We start from the raw sequence: 20,772 nt of genomic DNA on the forward strand, positions 1-20,772 counted from the left end.
AAAAACCATCAGGCGCTGCCTGGCCCTTGTGGGAGCGGGTTTAACCGCGAAGAATGCGACACGGTGCATCGCACCGGCTTTGCCGGTGTTCGCGGGTGAACCCGCTCCCACAGAGGATCTGTAGCAATTTCAGCGGCGACGCTCTTCTTCCCGTAAGGTCAGCACCTCGACCCCATCCTCGGTCACCGCCACGGTATGCTCCCACTGCGCCGACAAGCTGTGGTCGCGGGTAATCACTGTCCAGCCGTCCTTCAGCGTGCGGGTCCCGCGTCCGCCCTGGTTGATCATCGGTTCGATGGTAAACACCATCCCCGGCTTCAACTTAAGGCCCATCCCGCGCTGGCCAATGTGCAGCACCTCGGGCCCTTCATGCATCTGTTGGCCAATGCCATGCCCGCAATACTCACGTACGACGCTGTAGCCCGCCGCTTCGGCATGGGTCTGGATGGCATGGCCAATATCACCCAGCGTAGCCCCGGGGCGTACCTGTTCGATGCCTTTCCATAGCGCGTCATAGGTGGTGTCGACCAGGCGCTGCGCCTCATCGCTGATCGGCCCGATGCTGTACATCTTCGACGAGTCGGCGATATAGCCGCCTTGTTCCAGAGTGATGTCGACGTTGATGATCGAGCCTTCCTTCAGCACTTCATCGACCTTGGGCATGCCATGGCACACCACATGGTCCACTGAGGTGTTGAGCGAATAGGGGAAACCATACTGGCCCTTGCTCGCCGGGCGGGCCTTGAGCGTGCCGACGATGAACGCCTCGGCGCGGTCGTTGATCTGCATGGTGGTCACGCCGGGGCGGATGAAGCTGTCGAGGTCGGCGAACACCTGGGCAAGCAGCTGGCCGGCGCGGCGCATCAGGTCGAGTTGGGCGGGGGTCTTGATAATCACCTGGGACATGGGGGGAGGGCAGTGGCTCATGCTGGAATGTGCCCCAGCATAGCGCCATGGGGTGTGGGGGTGCCATCGCATGGTGCACGGCCTGTACCGGCCTCTTCGCGGGCACGCCCGCTCCCACAGGTGCAGCACCGCCCTCAGGCCTTGCGATATCCCTGTGGGAGCGGGCATGCCCGCGAAAGGGGCGGCACAGCTGGCCCATAAATTGCTGTTTCACCTCCATCCAGGGCTATCAACGTCGACAGCCCACAAAACTTCACGACAAAGGCGCCGTGTTGTCCCGCTTGCCCAGCAAGCAGGGGCAGCCGGCGCCTTTTTGCGTTCCCTACAGGAGCCCGCCCATGGCCAACAGCGAAGTACGCAGCGTCTGCCCCTACTGCGGCGTCGGTTGCGGCATCGTCATGAGCGTCGCCGATGGCAAGGTCGGCAAGATCAGCGGCGACAAGCAGCACCCCAGCAACTTTGGCCGCCTGTGCACCAAAGGTCTCACCGCACACCTGCCGCTGACTGCTGCCGGGCGCATGGAGGATGCCTATGTGCGCCAGCAGCGCAGCCAGCAGCCAGCGCGTACCGGCATCGACCAGGCCATCGCCGCAGCCGCCGGGCGCTTGCGCGGCATCATCGACCAGCACGGCCCCGACGCCGTGGCACTGTACGTGTCCGGGCAGATGTCGCTGGAGGCCCAGTACCTGGCCAACAAGCTGGCCAAGGGCTTTATCCGCACCCGCCACATCGAGTCCAACTCGCGCCTGTGCATGGCCAGCGCCGGCAGCGGCTACAAGCTGTCGCTCGGTGCCGATGGGCCGCCCGGCAGCTACCAGGACTTCGAGCACGCCGACGTATTCCTGGTGATCGGCGCCAACATGGCCGACTGTCACCCGATCCTGTTCCTGCGCCTGCTCGACCGGGTCAAGGCGGGGGCCAAGCTGATCGTCGTCGACCCGCGGCGCAGTGCCACCGCCGACAAGGCCGACCTGTTCCTGCAGGTGCGCCCCGGCAGCGACATGGCCTTGCTCAACGGCCTGCTGCACCTGCTGCTGCGTAACGGCCACACCGACCCCGGCTTCATCGCCCGCCACACCGAAGGCTGGGATGAACTGCCGGCCTTTCTCGATGACTACACCCCTGACCGCGTGGCCGCCATCACCGGGCTGGCCGAGGCCGACATCATCAGGGCCGCCGAATGGATCGGCAGCGCCAGCAACTGGATGAGCTGCTGGACCATGGGCCTGAACCAGAGCATCCACGGCACCTGGCACACCAATGCGATCTGCAACCTGCACCTGGCCACGGGCGCCATCTGCCGCCCCGGCAGCGGGCCGTTCTCGTTGACCGGCCAACCCAATGCCATGGGCGGCCGCGAGATGGGCTACATGGGCCCCGGCCTGCCAGGCCAGCGCTCGGCGCTGGTAGCGCAAGACCGTGCCTTCGTCGAGCAGCAGTGGCAACTGGCCCCGGGCAGCCTGCGCAGCGAAGGCGGCGAGGGCACGGTGGCGCTGTTCGAGCAGATGAAAAGCGGCGTGGTAAAAGCCTGCTGGGTCATCTGCAGTAACCCGGTGGCCAGTGTCGCCAACCGCCAGCAGGTGATCGACGGCCTGCGCCAGGCTGAACTGGTGATTACCCAGGATGCCTTCCTCGACACCGAGACCAACCGCTACGCCGACATCCTGCTACCAGCTGCGCTGTGGGCCGAAGGCGAGGGCGTGATGATCAACAGCGAGCGCAACCTCACCCTCATGCCACGTGCCGTCGATCCGCCCGGGCAGAGCCTGCCGGACTGGCAGATCATCGCTCAAGTCGCCTGCGCCATGGGCTATGCCGACGCCTTCGACTACCCCGATGCGGAAGCTGTGTACGAGGAAATCCGCCGCTTCCACAACCCGGTCACCGGCTACGACCTGCGGGGCATCGGCTATGCCGAACTGCGCGAGCAGCCACACCAGTGGCCCTGCGCCCCAGGCAACAACAACCCGCGAAGCCCGCTGCGCTACCACAACGACGGCAGCAGCCAGACGCTGTTGCGCGATGCACAGGGCGAGCGCCCGGTGTTGGCCTTCCCGACCGCCAGCGGCAAGGCCCGCTTCTTCGCCCGGCCCTGGTTGCCGGCGGCGGAGCTGCCGGATGCCGATTACCCCATGGTGCTGAATACCGGCCGCGTGCAGCACCAGTGGCACACCCTGACCAAGACCGGCAAGGTCCCGGCGCTGAACAAGCTGGAGCCCGGCCCCTTCGTGGAAATCCACCGCGACGATGCTGCCCGGCTGGGCATTGCCGAAAAGGACCAAGTGGCCATTCGCTCGCGCCGCGGGCAGACCGTGCTACCCGCGCGAATCAGCGACCGGGTCATGCCTGGCAACTGCTTTGCCCCGTTTCACTGGAATGACCTGATCGGCGAGCAACTGGCGATCAACGCCGTGACCTGCGATGCGGTCGACCCGCTGTCGCTGCAGCCGGCGTTCAAGCATTGTGCCGTGACCCTGGAGCGGGTTGCCGGTGAGCGCATCGAAGCCCTTGATCTGAACACTGCCAATCCGGAGCCTGCCCGCATGCCGACCGCCACCCTGTCCCGTCTGCTTGGCCTGGACACCCTGCCAGCTCCGGTGCTGGCCGAGGAAGAGCGCCATTACCTGCAAGGCTTTCTGCTGGGCCTGGACCAGGCCCGCGCCGAGGGCGTGCCCTGTCTGCCGGCCAGTGCGCCGCTGGCCGCCAACCGCCGGTTGTTCGTCGATGGCTTGCTGGCCGGGCTGTTCGCCCAGCCGGCGGTGCTGCCCGATGCGGCGTTGATGGCACCACGGCACCAGGTGCTGTGGGCTTCGCAAACCGGCAACGGCGAGCTGTTGGCCGAACGCTGTGCCGAGCGCCTGCGGGGTGCCGGCCTCGACGTGCAGCTCAGCTGCATGGAAGCGGTCAGCCCGCGCCAGCTGCAGGGCGCCGCCAGCGTGGTGCTGATCGCCAGCACCTTTGGCGATGGTGACGCGCCCGACAGCGCAGCGGCATTCTGGCAAGCCTTGCAGGGCGAGGAGGGCGCCCACTGCGCCGAACTGCCTTTTGCCGTGCTGGCCCTGGGCGACTCCAGTTACGACCAGTTCTGCGGCTTTGGCCGCAAACTCGACCAACGCCTGGCCGAGCTGGGCGGGCGGCGCCTGCTGCAGCGGGTGGACTGCGAGCCGGACTTCGACGACGCCTTCGCCGCCTGGCTGGATGCGCTGCTGCCCACGCTAAGCAGCGCTGCTGCACCGCAACCGGTCACCGAGCCTGCGCCCGTGGCGGCCTATGGCAAGCAGCAACCCTGGGCTGCCACCTTGCTGGAAAACCGCCTGCTGAACGGCCCGGGTGCTACCAAGGAAACCCGTCAACTGGTGTTCGACCTCAGCGGCAGCGGCTTCACCTATGCCGCCGGTGATGCCCTGGGCGTGTGGCCGCGCAACTGTCCCGCCCTGGTCGACGAACTGCTGGCGCTAATACAGCTCGATGGCCAGACCATGGTCGAGCTGAAAGGCCAGCCCGCCATGCCGCTGACCGAAGCCCTGCAAGCGCACCTGGAAATCGCCAAGGTCACCACGCAGCAGCTGCAGGCCTTCGCCGGCAATGCTCCGGACCTGCAGCGCCTGCTGCAGCCCGAGTGCAAGGCCGAGCTGCAGGACTGGTTGTGGGGGCGGCAACTGGTCGATGTGCTGCGCGCCTTCCCCCAGCAACTGCCGCTGGCCAGCTGGCTGGAGCTGCTCAAACCGTTGCAGCCGCGCCTGTACTCGATCAGCTCCAGCCCGCTGGCGCACCCGCAGCAGGTGCACCTGACCGTGTCCACGGTGCGCTATGGCGCGCGCAAAGGGGTGTGTTCAAGCTTCCTTGCCGACCGTGCGCAGGCGCTGAAGGTTGCCATCTTCCCGCAGGTGTCGAAGCACTTTCGCCTGCCCGAGGACGACAGCGTGCCGGTGATCATGGTCGGTCCCGGCACCGGCATTGCGCCGTTCAGGGCCTTTCTCGAAGAACGAGAGGCACGTGGGGCGAAAGGGGCTAACTGGCTGTTCTTTGGCGAGCAGTACGCGGCAACCGATTTCTATTACCAGGAGCAGCTACAGGCCTGGCAGGCTGCAGGGCACTTGCGCCTGGACACAGCGTTCTCGCGCGACCAGGCCGAGAAGGTCTACGTGCAGCAGCGCATGCTCGAGCACGGCGCGCAGTTGTGGCAGTGGCTGGAGGCGGGCGCGTACTTCTATGTGTGTGGCGATGCGCAGCGCATGGCCAAGGATGTGGATGCGGCGTTGCGGGTCATCGTCGCCGAGCATGGCGGCATGGATGCCGCGGCGGCTGCGGCTTATGTCGAGGATTTGAGCAAAGCCAAGCGCTATCGGCGCGACGTGTACTGAGTGCACCGGGATGGGGTGTGGTGCACCCCGGTTGTGCAGTTTGATCGCTTGTGCCGGCCTCTTCGCAGCACAAGGCTGCTCCTGCAAGGGGGCGCGAAACCTGTAGGAGCAGCCTTGTGCTGCGAAGAGGCCGGCACAGGCAACCCAGTTGGCACACTCCCTGCTTTACCCTGGATACAACAAAGCCCACTGATCAACGGCGATCAACCCGGGCCCCCTACCGTGATGAATACAGGCAAAGGCGCCTGGAGCTTCGGCTCCAGGCGCTTTTTTTTTGATCGAGGATCGGCTTATGAAGGCAACAGCGAGCAGCGGGCAACGAGAGCGACTGGTCATCGTCGGCAACGGCATGGTCGGCCACCATTGCGTCGAACAACTGGTCAGCCGCGGCGCCTTGCAGCGCTTCGAAGTGCATGTGTTCGGCGAAGAGCGCCAGCGTGCCTACGACCGCGTGCACCTGTCCGAGTACTTCGGCGGCAGCTGTGCCGAAACCCTGGCCCTGTGCGGGCAGGACTTCTACGGCGCCAACGGTGTGCACCTGCACCTCGGCGAAGCAGTGCTGGAAATCGACCGTGAGCGCGGCGAACTGGTTACCGCCGAGGGCCGCTACGGCTACGACCAGCTGGTGCTGGCCACGGGTTCCTATCCCTTCGTGCCACCGATCGAAGGCTCCAGCGGCAATGCCCGCCTGGTCTACCGCACCCTCGACGACCTCGACGCCATCCGCGCTGCCGCAGCCAGTGCCCGACGTGGCGTGGTAGTGGGCGGTGGCTTGCTTGGCCTGGAAGCAGCCAACGCCCTCAAGTCGCTGGGCCTGGAAGCCCACGTGGTGGAATTCGCCCCACGGTTGATGCCGGTGCAGCTGGACGGCGAGGGCGGTGCCGCGCTCAAGGCACAGATCGAAGCGCTGGGTGTTGGCGTGCATCTGTCGCGGGCCACCCAGTCGATCAGTGCGGGTGAAGACTACCGCTACCGCATGAACTTCGATGGCGGCGAGCACCTGGAAACCGACCTGATCGTGTTCTCCGCAGGTATACGCCCGCAGGATGCCCTGGGCCGTGCCTGTGGCCTGGACATCGCCGCGCGTGGTGGCGTGGTGATCGACAACCACTGCCGCAGCAGCGACCCACGCATCTTCGCCATCGGCGAGTGCGCCTCGTGGAACGGCAGCGTGTTCGGCCTGGTCGCCCCGGGCTACAGCATGGCGCGCAACCTGGCGGCATTGCTGATGGGCGAAGCCGCTGGCGAATTCACCGGTGCCGACATGTCGACCAAGCTCAAGTTGCTGGGCGTGGATGTCGGCTCCATCGGCGATGCCCATGGCGCCACTCCGGGCGCACGCAGCTACCGCTTCATCGACGAAGCCAACAGCGCCTATCGCCGGCTGGTGGTGGATGCCAGCGGCAAGCACGTGCTCGGTGCGGTGCTGGTGGGCGACAACAGCTACTACGACACCCTTCTGCAATACGCCCAGAACGGCATCGCCCTGCCAGCCGACCCGGCGGCACTGATCCTGCCGCAAGGCGGCGGTGCACCGGCCCTGGGTGCCGATGCGCTGCCCGACAGCGCGACCATCTGTTCCTGCCACAACGTCAGCAAGGGCGCGGTCTGCGCCGCCATCGACAGCGGCTGCGGCGACCTTGCCGCAGTCAAGGGCTGCACCAAGGCCGCCACCGGTTGTGGTGGTTGCGCGGCACTGCTCAAGCAGGTATTCGAGCACGAGCTGACCGCTCGCGGCGTGGCGGTGGACAAGAGCCTGTGCGAGCACTTCGCCTACACCCGTCAGGAGCTGTACGGGCTGGTGCGGGTAGAGGGTATCCGCACCTTCAACGAACTGCTCGAACGCCACGGCAAGGGCCACGTTGGCTGCGACATCTGCAAGCCGGCGGTGGGCAGTATTCTCGCCTCGTGCTGGAATCAGCCGATCATGGACCCGGCGCTGGTGCCGCTGCAGGACACCAACGACACCTTCATGGCCAACATGCAGAAGAACGGCACCTACTCGGTGGTGCCGCGCATCCCCGGTGGTGAAATCACCCCCGACAAGCTCATCGTGATCGGCCAGGTGGCGAAAAAGTACGACCTGTACACCAAGATCACCGGCGGCCAGCGCATCGACCTGTTCGGCGCCCAGTTGCACGAGCTGCCGCTGATCTGGGGCGAGCTGATCGAGGCCGGCTTCGAAACCGGCCACGCCTACGGCAAGTCGACCCGCACGGTGAAATCGTGCGTCGGCAGCACCTGGTGCCGTTACGGCGTGCAGGACAGCGTCGGCATGGCCCTGCGCCTGGAAGACCGCTACAAAGGCCTGCGCAGCCCGCACAAGCTCAAGTTCGCGGTGTCCGGCTGCACCCGCGAATGCGCCGAAGCACAGAGCAAGGACATCGGCGTGATCGCTACCGACAAGGGCTGGAACCTGTACGTATGCGGCAACGGCGGCATGCGCCCGCGACACGCCGAACTGTTCGCCACCGACCTCGACGACGAAACCCTGGTGCGCCTGATCGACCGCGTGCTGATGTTCTACATCCGCACCGCCGACAAACTGCAGCGCACCTCGGTGTGGCGCGAGAACCTGGAAGGTGGGCTGGACTACCTGAAGCAGGTGATCCTCGACGACAGCCTGGGCCTGGCCAGCGAGCTGGAGGCGCAGATGCAGCATGTGGTCGACCAGTATGAATGCGAATGGGCCAACGCCCTCAACGACCCCGAGAAGCTCAAGCGCTTCCGTACTTTCGTCAACGACCGCCGCGCCGACCCGGACGTGCACTTCGTGCGCGAACGCGAACAGCGCCGGCCTGCTGCGCCACTGCACCTGATCCCAACCGTCGAGGAGGCTGTCTGATGAACTTGTCCAATGCTGCTGTGAAAACCCACGAGAACTGGCAGGTGGTGTGCCAGGCCGATGACCTGGTGGCTGATTCCGGGGTGGTGGTCTGGCTCGACGGGGCCCAGGTGGCGCTGTTCTACCTGCCGGGGCAGGCGCAGCCGCTGTACGCGGTGGACAACCGTGACCCGCGATCCGGCGCCAACATCATCGGCCGCGGCCTGGTTGGCAGTGTGCAGGGCGAGCTGGTGGTGGCCGCGCCGTTGTACAAGCAGCACTTCAGCCTGGAGAGCGGGGAGTGTCTGGAAGATGCCGGGCAGCGTTTGCGGGTGTGGCCGGTGCGTTTGAACGGGGAGGCGGTGGAATTGGCTGTGGCCTGATATTCATCTGCCGCCTGCACCGGCCTCTTCGCGGGCACGCCCGCTCCCACAGGTACTGCGCAGGTCTGGAGAGCTGTGGAGATCCCTGTGGGAGCGGGTTCACCCGCGAAAGGGCCGGTACAGGCTATCTGCATGCGGTAAGCTTGAGCCCATGAACCTCGACACCCGCATCAAGTACCGCCACCTGCTGTGCTTCCTGGAGATTGCCCGGCAGGGCAGCCTGGCCAGGGCTGCCGACATCCTGGCAATCAGCCAGCCAGCCATCTCCAAGACCCTCAAGGAACTCGAAGACCTGCTGGAAACGCGCCTGTTCGCGCGCAGCCGTCAGGGCGTCGAGCTGACCCCGGCCGGCACGCGTTTCATGCGCTACGCCGGGCCCAGCGTGCAGGCCCTGCGCGATGGCGTCAGCAGCCTGCGTGGCGAGGCGCGGGCGCCGTCGCAGGTGCGCATCGGTGTGCTGTCCACGGTCGAAGGCCTGCTCATGCCCGAAGTGCTGTGCCGCCTGCACCAGCGGCATGAGGCGCTGGTGATCAGTGTGGTCACCGGAGTCAGCGCGCAGCTGCTCGGCCAGTTGCGCCTCGGCGAACTGGAACTGGTGGTCGGGCGCATGACCGACAGCCCGCAAATCCAGGGCCTGTCGTTCGAGCACCTGTACAGCGAGTCGATGAGCCTGGTGGTGCGGCCAGGCCACCCGCTGCTGGCCAGCAAGCCAGTAGAGCGCGGGGAGGTTGGACATTACCCGCTGGTGCTGCCGCCAGCCGGCACCACCATCCGCCAGCATGCCGACAGCCTGTTCGTGCAATGTGGCATCCAGATGCCCGCCCAGCGCCTGGAAACCCTGTCGCTGGCGCTGAGCCGGCGCTACCTGCTGGGCAGCGATGCCGTGTGGGTGGCACCGCGCGATGCGGTGCTGCTCGACCTGCGCCGGGGCGAGCTGGTCGAGCTCGACCTGGGTGTGCGCGAGCCGGGCGGCTCGGTCGGCATCTGTCGCAATGCCGCCTTGCCGCAGAGCCTGCCTGGGCAGTGGGTATGCGAGGTGTTGCGCGAGGTAGCGGGGCAGTACCGAGAGGGCAGCTACCCCTGAACGCAGGTTTTTTTAGCCCTTTCGCCGGCAAGCCACACACAGGGATAGCAACTGCTTCCGGGCCTGTGGTGAACCTGTGGGAGCTGGCTTGCCGGCGATAGGGCCAGTGCAGGCTTCTCAGCATTCAGCTAAATAAATCCGCCGCAAAACCGGGCAAAGGCGCCGCAACCGATCAATACTGGCCAGTGGCTGCACATCCTTTGATGAATAAGCGTTTAACTACTGAACTTCCTTACCAAAACCCGCTCCTATGCCGGTAGCCATTGGTCATGGCCGCCTGCTAAGCTCGCGGCTTTACCCTGATTGCCCTTTTGGCGCATGAACAAGGAAATAGCATGAAACAGCATCGTTTGGCGGCTGCGGTTGCCCTGGTAGGCCTGGTACTGGCTGGCTGTGATCAACAGACCAGCAGCCCCGAGCTGAAGACTCCGGCACAGAAAGCCTCCTACGGTATCGGCCTGAACATGGGCAAGAGCCTGGCTCAGGAAGGCATGGAAGACCTTGATTCGAAAGCAGTAGCCCTCGGCATCGAAGACGCCGTTGGCAAGAAGGAACAGCGCATCAAGGACGAAGAGCTGGTAGAGGCCTTCACTGCGCTGCAGAAGCGTGCCGAAGAGCGCCTGGCCAAGGCCAGCGAAGAAGCCGCCTCCGCCGGCAAGAAATTCCTCGAGGAAAACGCCAAGAAGCCAGGCGTGGTCACCACTGCCTCGGGCCTGCAGTACGAAGTGGTCAAGAAGGCCGACGGCCCGCAGCCCAAGGCGACCGACGTGGTCACCGTCCACTACGAAGGCAAGCTGATCGATGGCAAGGTGTTCGACAGCTCCGTCGAGCGCGGCAGCCCGATCGACCTGCCGGTCAGCGGCGTGATCCCGGGTTGGGTCGAAGGCCTGCAGCTGATGCACGTCGGCGAGAAGTACAAGCTGTTCATCCCGGCTGAACTGGCTTACGGCGCACAAAGCCCAAGCCCGCTGATCCCGGCCAACTCGGTACTGGTATTCGACCTGGAACTGATCGCCATCAAGGATCCGGCCCAGCTGCAAGGCGCCGAGCCGGAAGCGGAAGCTCCTGCCGAGGCCCCGGCCGAAGCGCCTGCCAAGTAACACTGGCTGGCCCACGCAAAACGCCCCGTCCCGACGGGGCGTTTTCGTTTGTGCCGGGTAGTTGGACGAACCTGCAACTGCTGATACTGTCCGAGGAAATGCAGCGTGAAGAAGCAGAATGCTTCTGACGCAAACCGTTTGCGGCGTACGTACCCAAGGTGTGAAACGACTGTGTAAAAAACGCCCGATCTGACCGAGGCCCTTGCCTGGCAGGCACCTGGGGTCAGAAACGTCCCCCTGTTCACAAGGTTATCCACAATAAATGTGGATAACCTTTTCCTCTGGAGGCTCCATGAGCGCACCCTGGAATTTTGCCCGTTTCCTGCCGTTGGCCGAGCGCCTGCTCAGCCGCGGCCGGTTGCCCGCCTTGCTGTTCGCGGTAGCTCGCAAAGGCCCGCGCATCGGCCAGCTGCGTGAAGACGTGAAGCTGCTGCAGTCGTTGTGCCTGGCCTGGTGGCGCGGCGAGTACCGTGCCATCAGCCCCAAGGCGCTGGTCACCATCGTCGCCGGGCTGCTGTATTTCGTCAGCCCCATCGACGCCATTCCCGACTGGCTGCTGGGCGTGGGTTTCCTCGATGACATCGCGGTGCTGGGCTGGATACTGAAGACCGTGGCTGACGAACTGGCGCGCTTCAAGGTCTGGCGCGACAGCCAGGCGCCCGAACGGCTGCGCGTGGTCGAGCGCCTGCCGGCCACCCCCGAAGCGCTGCGGTTGGAACGCAACACGCAGTGAAACTGGCCGCAACCGCAGCGCAACTGCACAGACCCCAGAGTTGGTAATATAATTGGCATAAGGGTTATGCCTACGGATTACATGCTGTAATCCTTTTTAAAGGGGTTTGTAATGGGTATTCAGGTCATCAGCCGGGACGGTCAACCCGAGTACGCCGTCGTTCCCTGGGAACAGTACCAGGCACTGCTCAAGGCCGCTGGGCAGGCACCAGCCGAGGTGCTTGCCAGTGAAGCGCAGGGCGATGTGGCCAGTGCGCCATTGCCGGCCTTCAGCGAAGTGGCACAGATTCGCCAGGCCAAGGGCATTGCCCCTGAGCAACTGGCGCGCAATGTCGGGGTAAGCCCGGCATACCTGGCCATGATCGAATCAGATGAACGCCAGCCGGATGCTGCTATCCGCCGTGCTCTGGCCTGGCATCTGGGGGTGGCTGGCTGGAGCGAACCATCATGAGCCAGGTCAGGATCAGCCGTCAGCACTGGGATAACCTGCTGGGCGAGCTTGACCTGGCCCGTCGTCAACGTCACTTGCTGACCTATCGAGCGCTGATCGAGCGTTTGCAGTTGCCCAGCCCGGCCATGCAGACGCTGACAGCCGCGCTGGAGTACCTGGCGGTGCTGGATGCCCGCGCCGAGCAGCCATTGCGCAGCTCGCTGGTGATCAGCCAGGGTGCCAGCCGTTTGCCGCGTACCGGGTTTTTTGAGTGCGTTGAACGGTTGGGCCGATTTTCCGGGCCGGTCGACGGCATGGAAGCAGCCTCATGGCATGCCTCCGAGGTGGTCAGGGTGTTCGAGTACAGCTATCCCGAAACGGCCTGATTCGTTGCCTGTCCCGGCCTCTTCGCGGGTAAACCCGCTCCCACAGGTTCACCACAGGTCTTGAGCCTTGTGTTGTACCTGTGGGAGCGGGTTTACCCGCGAAGAGGCCGGAACAGGCAAAGCATCTCTGTGGATCAGCCCACAAGCCCTGCCATCGGCATCCACCACCTCCAATACCTCCAGGTGCCGGTGCCGGCCAAACAACTTCAGTAACTGCCCAATCGTCGCATTGAGCCGCACCGTCGGCTGTTCGGCCTGCGGAACGTTCATCAGCGCCGGTAGTGGCCGGCTTTCGCGCGCCCCCAGCTCCTGCGGCCGCCCCAGCAGGTAGCCCTGCACCAGGTCCACCCCCATCTCCACCAGCACCGCCAGCTCCTCCGCCATTTCGATGCCTTCGGCAATTACCTGAGCCTTCGACGCTCGGGCAATCTGCAATATCGAACCGACAAATTCACGCTTGAGCGGGTCGCGGTGGATGCCGTCGATGAAGTGGCGATCGATTTTCACATATTCGGGGCGCAGCTCCGACCACAGGCGCAGGCTCGAATAACCCGCTCCCAGATCGTCGATGGCAATCGAGAAGCCCATGTCCCGGTAGTGGTGCAGGGCGTTGGACAGCAGCTGGAAGTCGTCGGTCGGGGTGTGTTCGGTCAGCTCGATTACCACCCGGCTAGGCGGCAGGCCGACCTGTCCGAGCAGTTTCAGGGTCTGCCCGGACGGGTAGTGCGGCTCGAGCAGCGATTCTGGCGAGATGTTGAGAAACAGTTTGCCCTGCAACTGCTGTTCGCTGAAACGCCGGCAGGCGCTTTCCCGGCAGGCAGCCTCCAGTTCGGTCAGGCGGCCGGCCTGGCGGGCGATGGTAAACAGGTTCAGCGGTGCGTGCAGCGGGCTGTTGGACGGCCCGCGGCTCAACGCCTCATGGCCGAAAACCCGTTGCTCGCTCAGGCACATGATCGGCTGGAACAGACTGTGGATGCTGCGTTGAGCCAGGATGGCACTCAAGGCACTGAGCTGTTCGGCGACGGTCATGGCGTATTCCTGAAAATGAAAGGGCCGGGCGATTCCACGCCCGGCCCCTCTATTTCACGACAGCGCGATGACTGTTTAATGACAAGTAGAGCTAATTTGCCATCATTCCTACAGTCTTACTTCTTGGCCACCTTGGTGCTTGCACTCAGGTAGTCGATAAGGATGCGGCCGGTTTCCGACAGGTAGGCATCGTCTTCCGGCTTGGTGTTTTCATCCTCGGTCGGCAGCGCGTCCTCGTCCTCTTTCTTCAGCTCCTTCAGCGGCTCTTCACCCTTGGCCTTGCGGCGGATGTTCTCCAGTGCCAGCTGCTTGGCCTCGATTGCATCGTGGCGTGCACGACGGTCCTGCTCGTTGAGGCTGACGGTCTTTTCGTTCATCAGCTTCTGGGTCAGGGCCAGGCGGTCGCGGATGTAGGTGAACTCTGCATCCTTGTCGCTGCGCGCTTCATGCTGGGCCTTGAGTTGGGCCAGGAACGGCTTGAACGGGTCGGCCGCCGGCTTGACCACCGGGCGAATGGTGTCCCACGGCATGGCCTCGGGCAGGGCGCTCTCGCCGATCTCTTTGGTATCGATGATCGACGGGTAGTCGATGTCCGGCAGCACGCCCTGATGCTGGGTGCTCTGCCCGGAAACCCGGTAGAACTTGGCCAGGGTAAGCTTCAGCTCGCCATGGTTGAGTGGCTGGATGGTCTGCACGGTGCCCTTGCCGAAGGTCTGGCCGCCGATGATCAGCGCACGGTGGTAGTCCTGCATGGCACCGGCGAAGATCTCCGAAGCCGAGGCCGACAGGCGGTTGACCAGCAGTGCCAATGGGCCTTTGTAGAAGGCACCGGGGTTTTCGTCTTCCAGCACGTCTACACGGCCGTCGCTGTTGCGCACCAGCACGGTCGGGCCTTTCTCGATGAACAGGCTGGTCAGCTCGGTGGCTTCCTGCAGCGATCCGCCGCCGTTGTTGCGCAGATCGATGACCACGCCGTCGACTTTTTCTTTCTGCAGCTCGGTCAGCAGCTTCTTCACGTCACGCGTGGTGCTCTTGTACTCCGGGTCACCGGCGCGATAGGCCTTGAAGTCGAGGTAGAAGGCCGGGATCTCGATGATGCCCAGCTTGTAGTCACGCCCGTCCTGCTTGAGCTTGAGTACCGACTTCTTCGCTGCCTGCTCCTCGAGCTTCACCGCCTCGCGGGTGATCGACACGATCTTGCTGGTCTGGTCGCTAGGCGCGTTGCTGGCAGGGATGATCTCCAGGCGCACCACCGAGCCTTTCGGGCCGCGGATCAGCTTGACCACTTCGTCCAGGCGCCAGCCGACCACGTCGACCATCTCCTTGTTGCCCTGGGCCACACCGATGATCTTGTCGGCCGGTGCCACCTGCTTGGTCTTGGCCGCCGGGCCAGCCGGCACCAGGCGCACGATTTTGACCTGGTCGTTGTCGCTTTGCAGCACTGCGCCGATGCCTTCCAGCGACAGGCTCATGTTGATGTCGAAGTTTTCTGCGTTGTCCGGCGACAGGTAGTTGGTGTGCGGGTCGTAGGACTGGGCGAAGGTATTGATGTAGGCCTGGAAGATGTCCTCGGCACGGGTCTGGTCCAGGCGCGACAGTTGGTTCTTGTAGCGCTTGGTCAGGGTTTCCTGGATCTGCTTGGGTTCCTTGCCGGCGATCTTCTGGCGCAGCACTTCGTCCTTGACGCGTTTGCGCCACAAATCGTCGAGCTCGGCCTGGTCCTTCATCCACGGGGCGTCCTTGCGGTCGATCAGCAAGGTTTCCTTGGCGTTGAAGTCGATCTTGTCCACGCCCTTGTTCAGCTCGGCCAGGGCGAAGTCCAGACGTTGCTTGACGCGGTCCAGATAGCGTTTGTAGATGGTGAAGCCCGGGTCCAGGTTACCGCTCTTGAGGAAATCGTCGAATTGCGTTTTCCACTTGTCGAATTCGGCGATGTCGGCAGCGGTGAAGTAGCTGCGCGCCGGGTCCAGCAGCTTGATGTAGCTGTCATAGATGATGACCGAACGGGCGTCGTCCAGCGGCGGCTTGCTGTAGTGGTGGCGCTTGAGCAATTCCACCACGTTGAGGCTGGCGACGATCTCGTCGCGGTCCGGCTGCAGGCTGTCCCATTTGTTGGCGGCCGCCGCATTGCCGCCGAGCGTGAGGCTGCCCAGGCCGATCATCAGCGCCAGGGCGGTGCTTGGGAGGAAATGCTTCATGCTGATTCGACGTGGAGACAATTGATCACGCATAGTAGGCCGTCTTTTCTGTTCACCGGTTGCAAGAAACCGGATGCATACTGCAAAAAGCCTGGGGACTTGGCGTTCCCAGGCTCGGTCATATGATTCAACTATGGAGGCACTGTGAAGGCATTGCAAGGCGTTGACGGACATGTGGCTTGGGTCGAGGCCGAGCGCCCGGCCTGCGACGCGGGTCAAGTGCGCATTCGCGTGGCTGCTGCGGGGCTGAACCGCGCCGATCTGCTGCAGATGAAAGGTTTGTACCCACCACCGCCAGGCGCCAGCCCGTACATGGGCCTGGAGTGCTCCGGGGTGGTTGAGGAAGTGGGGGCCGGTGCCGACTGGCGGGTGGGTGACCGGGTGTGCGCATTGCTGGCCAGCGGCGCCATGGCCGAGGAAGTGGTGGTGGATGCCCGCCACGTGCTGCCGGTGCCCGAAGGCCTGAGCCTGCACGAAGCGGCGGCGTTGCCGGAGGTATATGCCACTGCCTGGCTGAACATCTTCCAGCTGGGTGGCGTGAAAGCTGGCGAGAAGGTGCTGGTGCACGCTGGCGCCAGCGGCGTTGGCTCGGCCGCCATCCAGCTGTGCAAGGCGTTCGGCAGCCCGGTGTGGGTCAGCGTCGGTTCCCAGGACCGCCTGGCCTACTGCGAGGCGCTGGGCGCCGCCGGTGGTGTGGTACGTAACGAAAACCTGGAAGCGCTGGAAGGTTTTGGCCCGTTCGACGTGATTCTCGACCCGGTGGGCGCCAGCTACGGCGAGCTCAACCTCAAGCTGCTGGCGCGTGACGGGCGCTGGGTGATCATCGGCCTGATGGGCGGGCGCAAGTTCGAGCTGGACCTGGCACAGGTACTGGGCAAGCGCCTGGAGATTACCGGCTCCACGCTGCGCAACCGCGATGACGGCTTCAAGGCCGAACTGCTGCGCGATTTGCAGCAGCAGGTTTGGCCGCTGTTTGCCGAAGGGCGCCTGTCGCCGCAACTGGTGGATACCTACCCGGTGGAGTTTGCCCAGGCGGCGTATGCCGAGCTTGAGACCAACCAGGTGTCGGGCAAGCTGGTGATGGTGATAGACCCTAGCCTGGTGTAAGCAGGCCTGGCCTCTTCGCGGGTGAACCCGCTCCCACAGGGATTACCACAGGCTTGAAAACTGTGTGGTCCCTGTGGGAGCGGGTTTACCCGCGAAAGGGCCGGTGCAGGCGATGCGATTACCTCAGGCCCAGCTCAGGATCGGCCACTTGTTGATCTCGGCATGCTCCCGCAACACCGCATCCGGGTTCACCACATGCGGATGATCCACCTTCAACAACAACGGCAAATCGTTGCGCGAGTCGGAATAGAAAGTCGCTCCTTCCAGGTTCTCCTGCTCCTGGTCCAGCCATTCCAGCAACCGCGTGATCTTCCCTTCGCGATAGGTCAGCACCCCGTGGGTCTTGCCGGTATAAACCCCGTTCACCGCCTCCAGTTCGATCGCCAGGTATTCGTCCACCCCCAGCCGCGCCGCAATCGGCCCGACCAGGTGCGTACCCGACGCCGAAATGATCAGGATGCGATCCCCGCGCTTGCGGTGCTCGGCAATGCAGCGGCAGGCGTCGCCGTAGATGATCGGCTCGATCACCTCTTCGACCCAAGGCGCCACCAGGTGCTCGACCTCTTCCAGGGTGCGCCCGGCAATCGGCTCCAGGCTGAAGGCCATGTACTCCTCCATCCGCAGGTGGCCCTTGCCGTAGGCTTCCATCAACTCATGGTCGCGGCGCAGGAAGGCTTTGCCGTCGACCCAGCCCAGCCGGGCCATCTGCTCGCTCCACAGCGACGCGCAGTCGCCGTGGATCAGGGTTTCGTCCAGATCGAAAATTGCCAGTGCCATGGTGTTGATTCTCCTTAGGCCACTTCTCGTAGCGCCGTGGGGTCGATCGACAAGCTTACCCGTTGCCCGTCCGAGTGCAGGTCGGACGGTGAGCGGTTGAGCACATCGACCACCAGCTCCACCCCGCGTACCTGCACCCGGTAGCGGAGCACGTTGCCCAGCAGGCTGTGGCTGCGCACCTCGGCGTCCATTTCGCCGTTCACGCTCAGGGTGATCGATTCGGGGCGGATCGCCAGGCGGCTGGCCACCGGGCGCTGCAGCAGGCGGCTGGCGCTGTCGGCGTCGAGCAGGTTGTAGTTGCCGATGAAGCCCGCGGCAAACAGGTCCACCGGCGCTGTATAGAGTGTTTCGGCATCGCCGCTCTGGACGATGCGCCCCTGGTTCATCAGGAAGATGCGGTCGGACATGGTCAGCGCCTCTTCCTGGTCGTGGGTGACGAAGATGGTGGTCAGCCCCAGCTCGCGCTGGATGGCACGGATCTGCTCGCGCAGGTGCTTGCGGATGCGCGCATCCAGCGCCGACAGCGGCTCGTCGAGCAGCAGCAGGCGCGGGCGGGTGACCAGCGAGCGGGCCAGGGCAACGCGCTGGCACTGGCCGCCGGACAACTGGTGCGGGTAGCGCCCGGCGAAGTTGCCCAGTTCCACCAGTTCCAGCGCCTCGCGCACCCGGGCCTGACTTTCGTCGGCCTTGACCTTCTGCATGCGCAAGCCGAAGGCGACGTTCTGCTCCACGGTCATGTTGGGGAACAGCGCATAGCTTTGAAACACCATGCCGATGCCACGCTTTTGCGGGCTCAGCGGTACGATGTCATGGCCGTCGAGCAGGATCTGCCCGCTGTCCACCGGGGTCAGCCCGGCGATGCAGCGCAGCAGCGTTGACTTGCCGCAACCGGACGGGCCAAGCAGGGTGACGAACTCACCGCGTTCGATATGGCAGTCGATGTTCTCGAACACCGGGCTGCCGGCGTAGCTTTTTTGCAGTTTCTGTACGCTGACGAAGCTCATGTCAGGTCTTGTCCTTGTTCAGGCGGTTGGCGACCCAGGTCAGTACCAGCACGAAGGCGAAGTACGAGATCACCAGCGCGCTGTTGAAGTGGCCGCTGCTGTTGCGCATGTTGTTCAGGTACACCTGCAGGGTCTCGTAGCGGGTGCCGACCAGCAGGTTGGCGAACACGAACTCGCCGAACAGGAACGAGAACGACAGTAGCAGTGCCACCATCAGGCCCTTGCGCAGGTTCGGCAGCACCACCAGCAGCGCCGCCTGCCAGGTGCTGGCGCCCAGCAGCTGGGCGGCGTCCATCAGGTCGCGCAGGTTGATCGCCTGCAGGTTGTTGGTAATGGCCCGGTACATGAACGGCAAGGCGATGGTGAAATAGCAGCCGATCAGGATCCACGGTGTACCGACCATGGCCATGGGCCCGCTGCCATACAGCTGCAGCAGCCCCACCGACGACACCACCGGCGGCACCGCGAACGGCAGCAGGATGAGGATGTTCATCAGCGCATCGAGCCTCGGGAAGTGGTAGTGCACCACGAACAGCAGCGGCAGGATCAGTACCACCGACAGCAGCAGCGCGCCCACGCACACCAGCAGCGACTGGCCGAAGGCGGCCAGGAAGCGCGGCTCGCTCCACAGCGCGATGTACCACTTGAAGGTCAGGCCGCTGGGCAGCAGGCTGGCCGACCAGCTGGTGGCCAGCGAGTAGAGCAGGGTGCCGGCCAGCGGCAGCAGCAGGATGAGGAACAGCAGGTAGACCACGGCGCGGTGGTACCAGCCGCCGGAACGGGCGTCAGCGCGCATGGTAGCTCCTTTTCAGCAGCCATTGGTGCATCACCGTGACCAGCGTCATCAGCCCCACCAGTACCATCGCCAGGGCGCTGGCCAGGTTGGGATCGAGGCTGATGTCACCGGCCACCAGGCCGGCGATGCGGATCGGCAGTACGTTGAAGTTGCCGGTTGTCAGCGCGTACACGGTGGCGTAGGCACCGAGGGCGTTGGCCAACAGGATGACGAAAGTGCCCAGCAGTGCCGGGGTCAGCACCGGCAGGCCGATGTGTCGCCAGAATTGCCAGTGGCTGGCCCCCAGCAGTGCGGCCGACTCGCGCCAGTCTTCGCGCAGTGCGTCGAACGCGGGGTACAGCAGCAACACGCCAAGCGGGATCTGGAAGTAGGTGTACACCAGGATCAGCCCGCTCTTGGAATAGATACTGAAGTCCTCCAGCAGGCCGACCTGCTTCAGCAGCAGGGTCAGCGCGCCGTTGAAACCGAGCAGGATGATGAAGGCGAAGGCCAGCGGCACCCCGGCGAAGTTGCTGGTCATGTTGGCGAAGGCGCTGACGAAGTCGCGCAGCTTCGAGTCCACCTGGCGCAGCGAGTAGGCGCCCAGGGTGGCGATGACGATGCCGAACAGGCTCGACCAGAAGCTGATCTCCAGGCTGCGTTGCAGGGCCTGCAGGTAGAACTTCGAGGCGAATACCTTGCTGAAGTTGTCCACGCCCCAACCTGCTTCCGATTGCAGGCTGTTGATCGCCACCCAGGCCAGCGGGGCGATCTGGAAGATGACGAAGAACACGGCGAACGGTAGCAGGCAGAGCAGGGCCAGGTAGCGGCCACGGGCGCTGCTGCTCTTGGGTGTGGTCACTTCAGCAACTCCCGGCAGACACTCTTGTCATGCGGTGCGCCGAGCAGCTCGCAGATGGTCCCGCACAGCTCGGTCTGCAGCGGTTTGGCCGCTGGGTCGAGGCTGAAGGCATCGCCGAAGACGAACAGTGGCACTTCGCGCTCCTCGGTCAGCAGGCCATTGTGCGAGCGGTCGTTGTTCATGCCGTGGTCGGCGGTGACCAGTACCTGGTAGCCCTCTTCGAGCCAGCCCGGCAGGTAGTCGGCCAGCAGAATGTCGGCGCTGCGCGCGGCGTTGCGGTACTGGCTGCTGTCCAGACCGTGGTGGTGGCCGACATCGTCGATGCTCATCGGGTGCACCAGCAGGAAATTGGGGGCGTGGCGGCGGCGCAGGTATTCGCCATCGGCCAGCAGGTGCGAATCGGGGTAACGGTCGTCCCAGTAGAACAGCCCGTGCTGGATCGGCAGCTTCGGTGCGTGGGTATGGCGGTCGCGCTGCGGGTCGAAGGGAGAGCGGTTGTACAGCTCGCTCATCCAGTGATAGGCCGCAGCCGCAGTGCCCAGGTTGGCCTCGCGGGCGTAGTGGAACACGCTGCGCTGGTTGGACAGACGGTTGACGTTGTTGTGCACGATGCCACTGTCGATCGGCGGTACACCGGTGAGGATGCACTCGTACAGCGGCCGCGACAGCGACGGCAGTTCGCATTCCACGCGGTACAGCGCGGCACGGTCGGCCTCGACGTAGGCGTGCAGGTGGCCCATGGCGTGGTGGGCGACCTGATAGTTGAGGCCGTCGAGCAGGACCAGGATGACGTTGTGTTGCATGGTGGCTC

Annotated in this window: 17 protein-coding genes; 9 read left to right on the forward strand and 8 right to left on the reverse strand. The window is 64.4% G+C overall.

The window, feature by feature from the left end:
• Positions 1-129: 129 nt before the first annotated feature.
• On the reverse strand, positions 130-927 hold the full coding sequence (gene map, locus WM94_RS07140) for a type I methionyl aminopeptidase (RefSeq protein ID WP_371264018.1): 798 nt from the start codon (positions 925-927) through the stop codon (positions 130-132).
• A 317-nt stretch (positions 928-1,244) separates the two neighbouring features.
• Between map and WM94_RS07145 the strand changes: the two genes are divergently transcribed.
• From WM94_RS07145 to WM94_RS07180, 8 genes are all read left to right on the forward strand, one after another.
• Positions 1,245-5,270 (forward strand): bifunctional nitrate reductase/sulfite reductase flavoprotein subunit alpha, encoded by a 4,026-nt coding sequence (locus WM94_RS07145; RefSeq protein WP_061550807.1) that lies wholly within the window; start codon positions 1,245-1,247, stop codon positions 5,268-5,270.
• 292 nt (positions 5,271-5,562) lie between these two features.
• On the forward strand, positions 5,563-8,115 hold the full coding sequence (gene nirB / locus WM94_RS07150) for a nitrite reductase large subunit NirB (protein ID WP_061550808.1): 2,553 nt from the start codon (positions 5,563-5,565) through the stop codon (positions 8,113-8,115).
• Positions 8,115-8,477 (forward strand): nitrite reductase small subunit NirD, encoded by a 363-nt coding sequence (nirD, locus tag WM94_RS07155; RefSeq protein WP_061550809.1) that lies wholly within the window; start codon positions 8,115-8,117, stop codon positions 8,475-8,477. Before nirB ends, nirD begins: the two co-directional genes overlap by 1 nt.
• A 151-nt stretch (positions 8,478-8,628) precedes the next feature.
• On the forward strand, positions 8,629-9,561 hold the full coding sequence (gene pcaQ, locus WM94_RS07160; RefSeq protein ID WP_039614581.1) for a pca operon transcription factor PcaQ: 933 nt from the start codon (positions 8,629-8,631) through the stop codon (positions 9,559-9,561).
• A gap of 335 nt (positions 9,562-9,896) precedes the next feature.
• Positions 9,897-10,661 (forward strand): FKBP-type peptidyl-prolyl cis-trans isomerase, encoded by a 765-nt coding sequence (locus tag WM94_RS07165; protein ID WP_003257347.1) that lies wholly within the window; start codon positions 9,897-9,899, stop codon positions 10,659-10,661.
• A gap of 292 nt (positions 10,662-10,953) precedes the next feature.
• Entirely contained in the window at positions 10,954-11,394 is a 441-nt protein-coding gene (locus tag WM94_RS07170) for a YkvA family protein (RefSeq protein WP_061550810.1), read from the forward strand.
• Between the two features lie 111 nt (positions 11,395-11,505).
• Positions 11,506-11,844 (forward strand): helix-turn-helix transcriptional regulator, encoded by a 339-nt coding sequence (locus WM94_RS07175; RefSeq protein ID WP_061550811.1) that lies wholly within the window; start codon positions 11,506-11,508, stop codon positions 11,842-11,844.
• The gene (locus WM94_RS07180) at positions 11,841-12,209 is read left to right on the forward strand and encodes a hypothetical protein (RefSeq protein WP_013971408.1); all 369 of its coding nucleotides are present in this window, start codon (positions 11,841-11,843) and stop codon (positions 12,207-12,209) included. The genes WM94_RS07175 and WM94_RS07180 overlap by 4 nt, the downstream gene beginning before the upstream one ends.
• A 48-nt stretch (positions 12,210-12,257) precedes the next feature.
• Here the strand turns inward: WM94_RS07180 and WM94_RS07185 are convergent, their stop codons facing one another.
• Positions 12,258-13,238 (reverse strand): EAL domain-containing protein, encoded by a 981-nt coding sequence (locus WM94_RS07185; RefSeq protein ID WP_061550812.1) that lies wholly within the window; start codon positions 13,236-13,238, stop codon positions 12,258-12,260.
• Between the two features lie 116 nt (positions 13,239-13,354).
• Complete coding sequence (locus WM94_RS07190) at positions 13,355-15,436, reverse strand: carboxy terminal-processing peptidase (RefSeq protein ID WP_013971410.1); 2,082 nt, start codon at positions 15,434-15,436, stop codon at positions 13,355-13,357.
• 144 nt (positions 15,437-15,580) lie between these two features.
• Between WM94_RS07190 and WM94_RS07195 the strand changes: the two genes are divergently transcribed.
• Positions 15,581-16,543, forward strand: coding sequence for an NAD(P)H-quinone oxidoreductase (locus WM94_RS07195; RefSeq protein ID WP_061550813.1), 963 nt, complete (start codon positions 15,581-15,583; stop codon positions 16,541-16,543).
• A 123-nt stretch (positions 16,544-16,666) separates the two neighbouring features.
• Here the strand turns inward: WM94_RS07195 and WM94_RS07200 are convergent, their stop codons facing one another.
• From WM94_RS07200 to WM94_RS07220, 5 genes are read right to left on the reverse strand one after another with little or no spacing between them, the layout of a single operon-like run.
• Positions 16,667-17,320, reverse strand: coding sequence for an HAD family phosphatase (locus tag WM94_RS07200; protein WP_061550814.1), 654 nt, complete (start codon positions 17,318-17,320; stop codon positions 16,667-16,669).
• A 14-nt stretch (positions 17,321-17,334) separates the two neighbouring features.
• A complete protein-coding gene (locus tag WM94_RS07205; RefSeq protein ID WP_061550815.1) occupies positions 17,335-18,324 on the reverse strand; it encodes an ABC transporter ATP-binding protein in 990 nt (329 codons plus the stop codon).
• A gap of 1 nt (position 18,325) precedes the next feature.
• On the reverse strand, positions 18,326-19,120 hold the full coding sequence (locus WM94_RS07210; RefSeq protein WP_013971414.1) for an ABC transporter permease: 795 nt from the start codon (positions 19,118-19,120) through the stop codon (positions 18,326-18,328).
• On the reverse strand, positions 19,110-19,961 hold the full coding sequence (locus WM94_RS07215; RefSeq protein ID WP_061550816.1) for an ABC transporter permease subunit: 852 nt from the start codon (positions 19,959-19,961) through the stop codon (positions 19,110-19,112). Before WM94_RS07215 ends, WM94_RS07210 begins: the two co-directional genes overlap by 11 nt.
• Positions 19,958-20,764, reverse strand: coding sequence for an alkaline phosphatase family protein (locus WM94_RS07220; protein ID WP_025338062.1), 807 nt, complete (start codon positions 20,762-20,764; stop codon positions 19,958-19,960). Before WM94_RS07220 ends, WM94_RS07215 begins: the two co-directional genes overlap by 4 nt.
• Between the last annotated feature and the right edge of the window lie 8 nt (positions 20,765-20,772).

It is taken from the genome of Pseudomonas sp. ABFPK, assembly GCF_001586765.1.
Lineage (GTDB): Bacteria > Pseudomonadota > Gammaproteobacteria > Pseudomonadales > Pseudomonadaceae > Aquipseudomonas > Aquipseudomonas asiatica.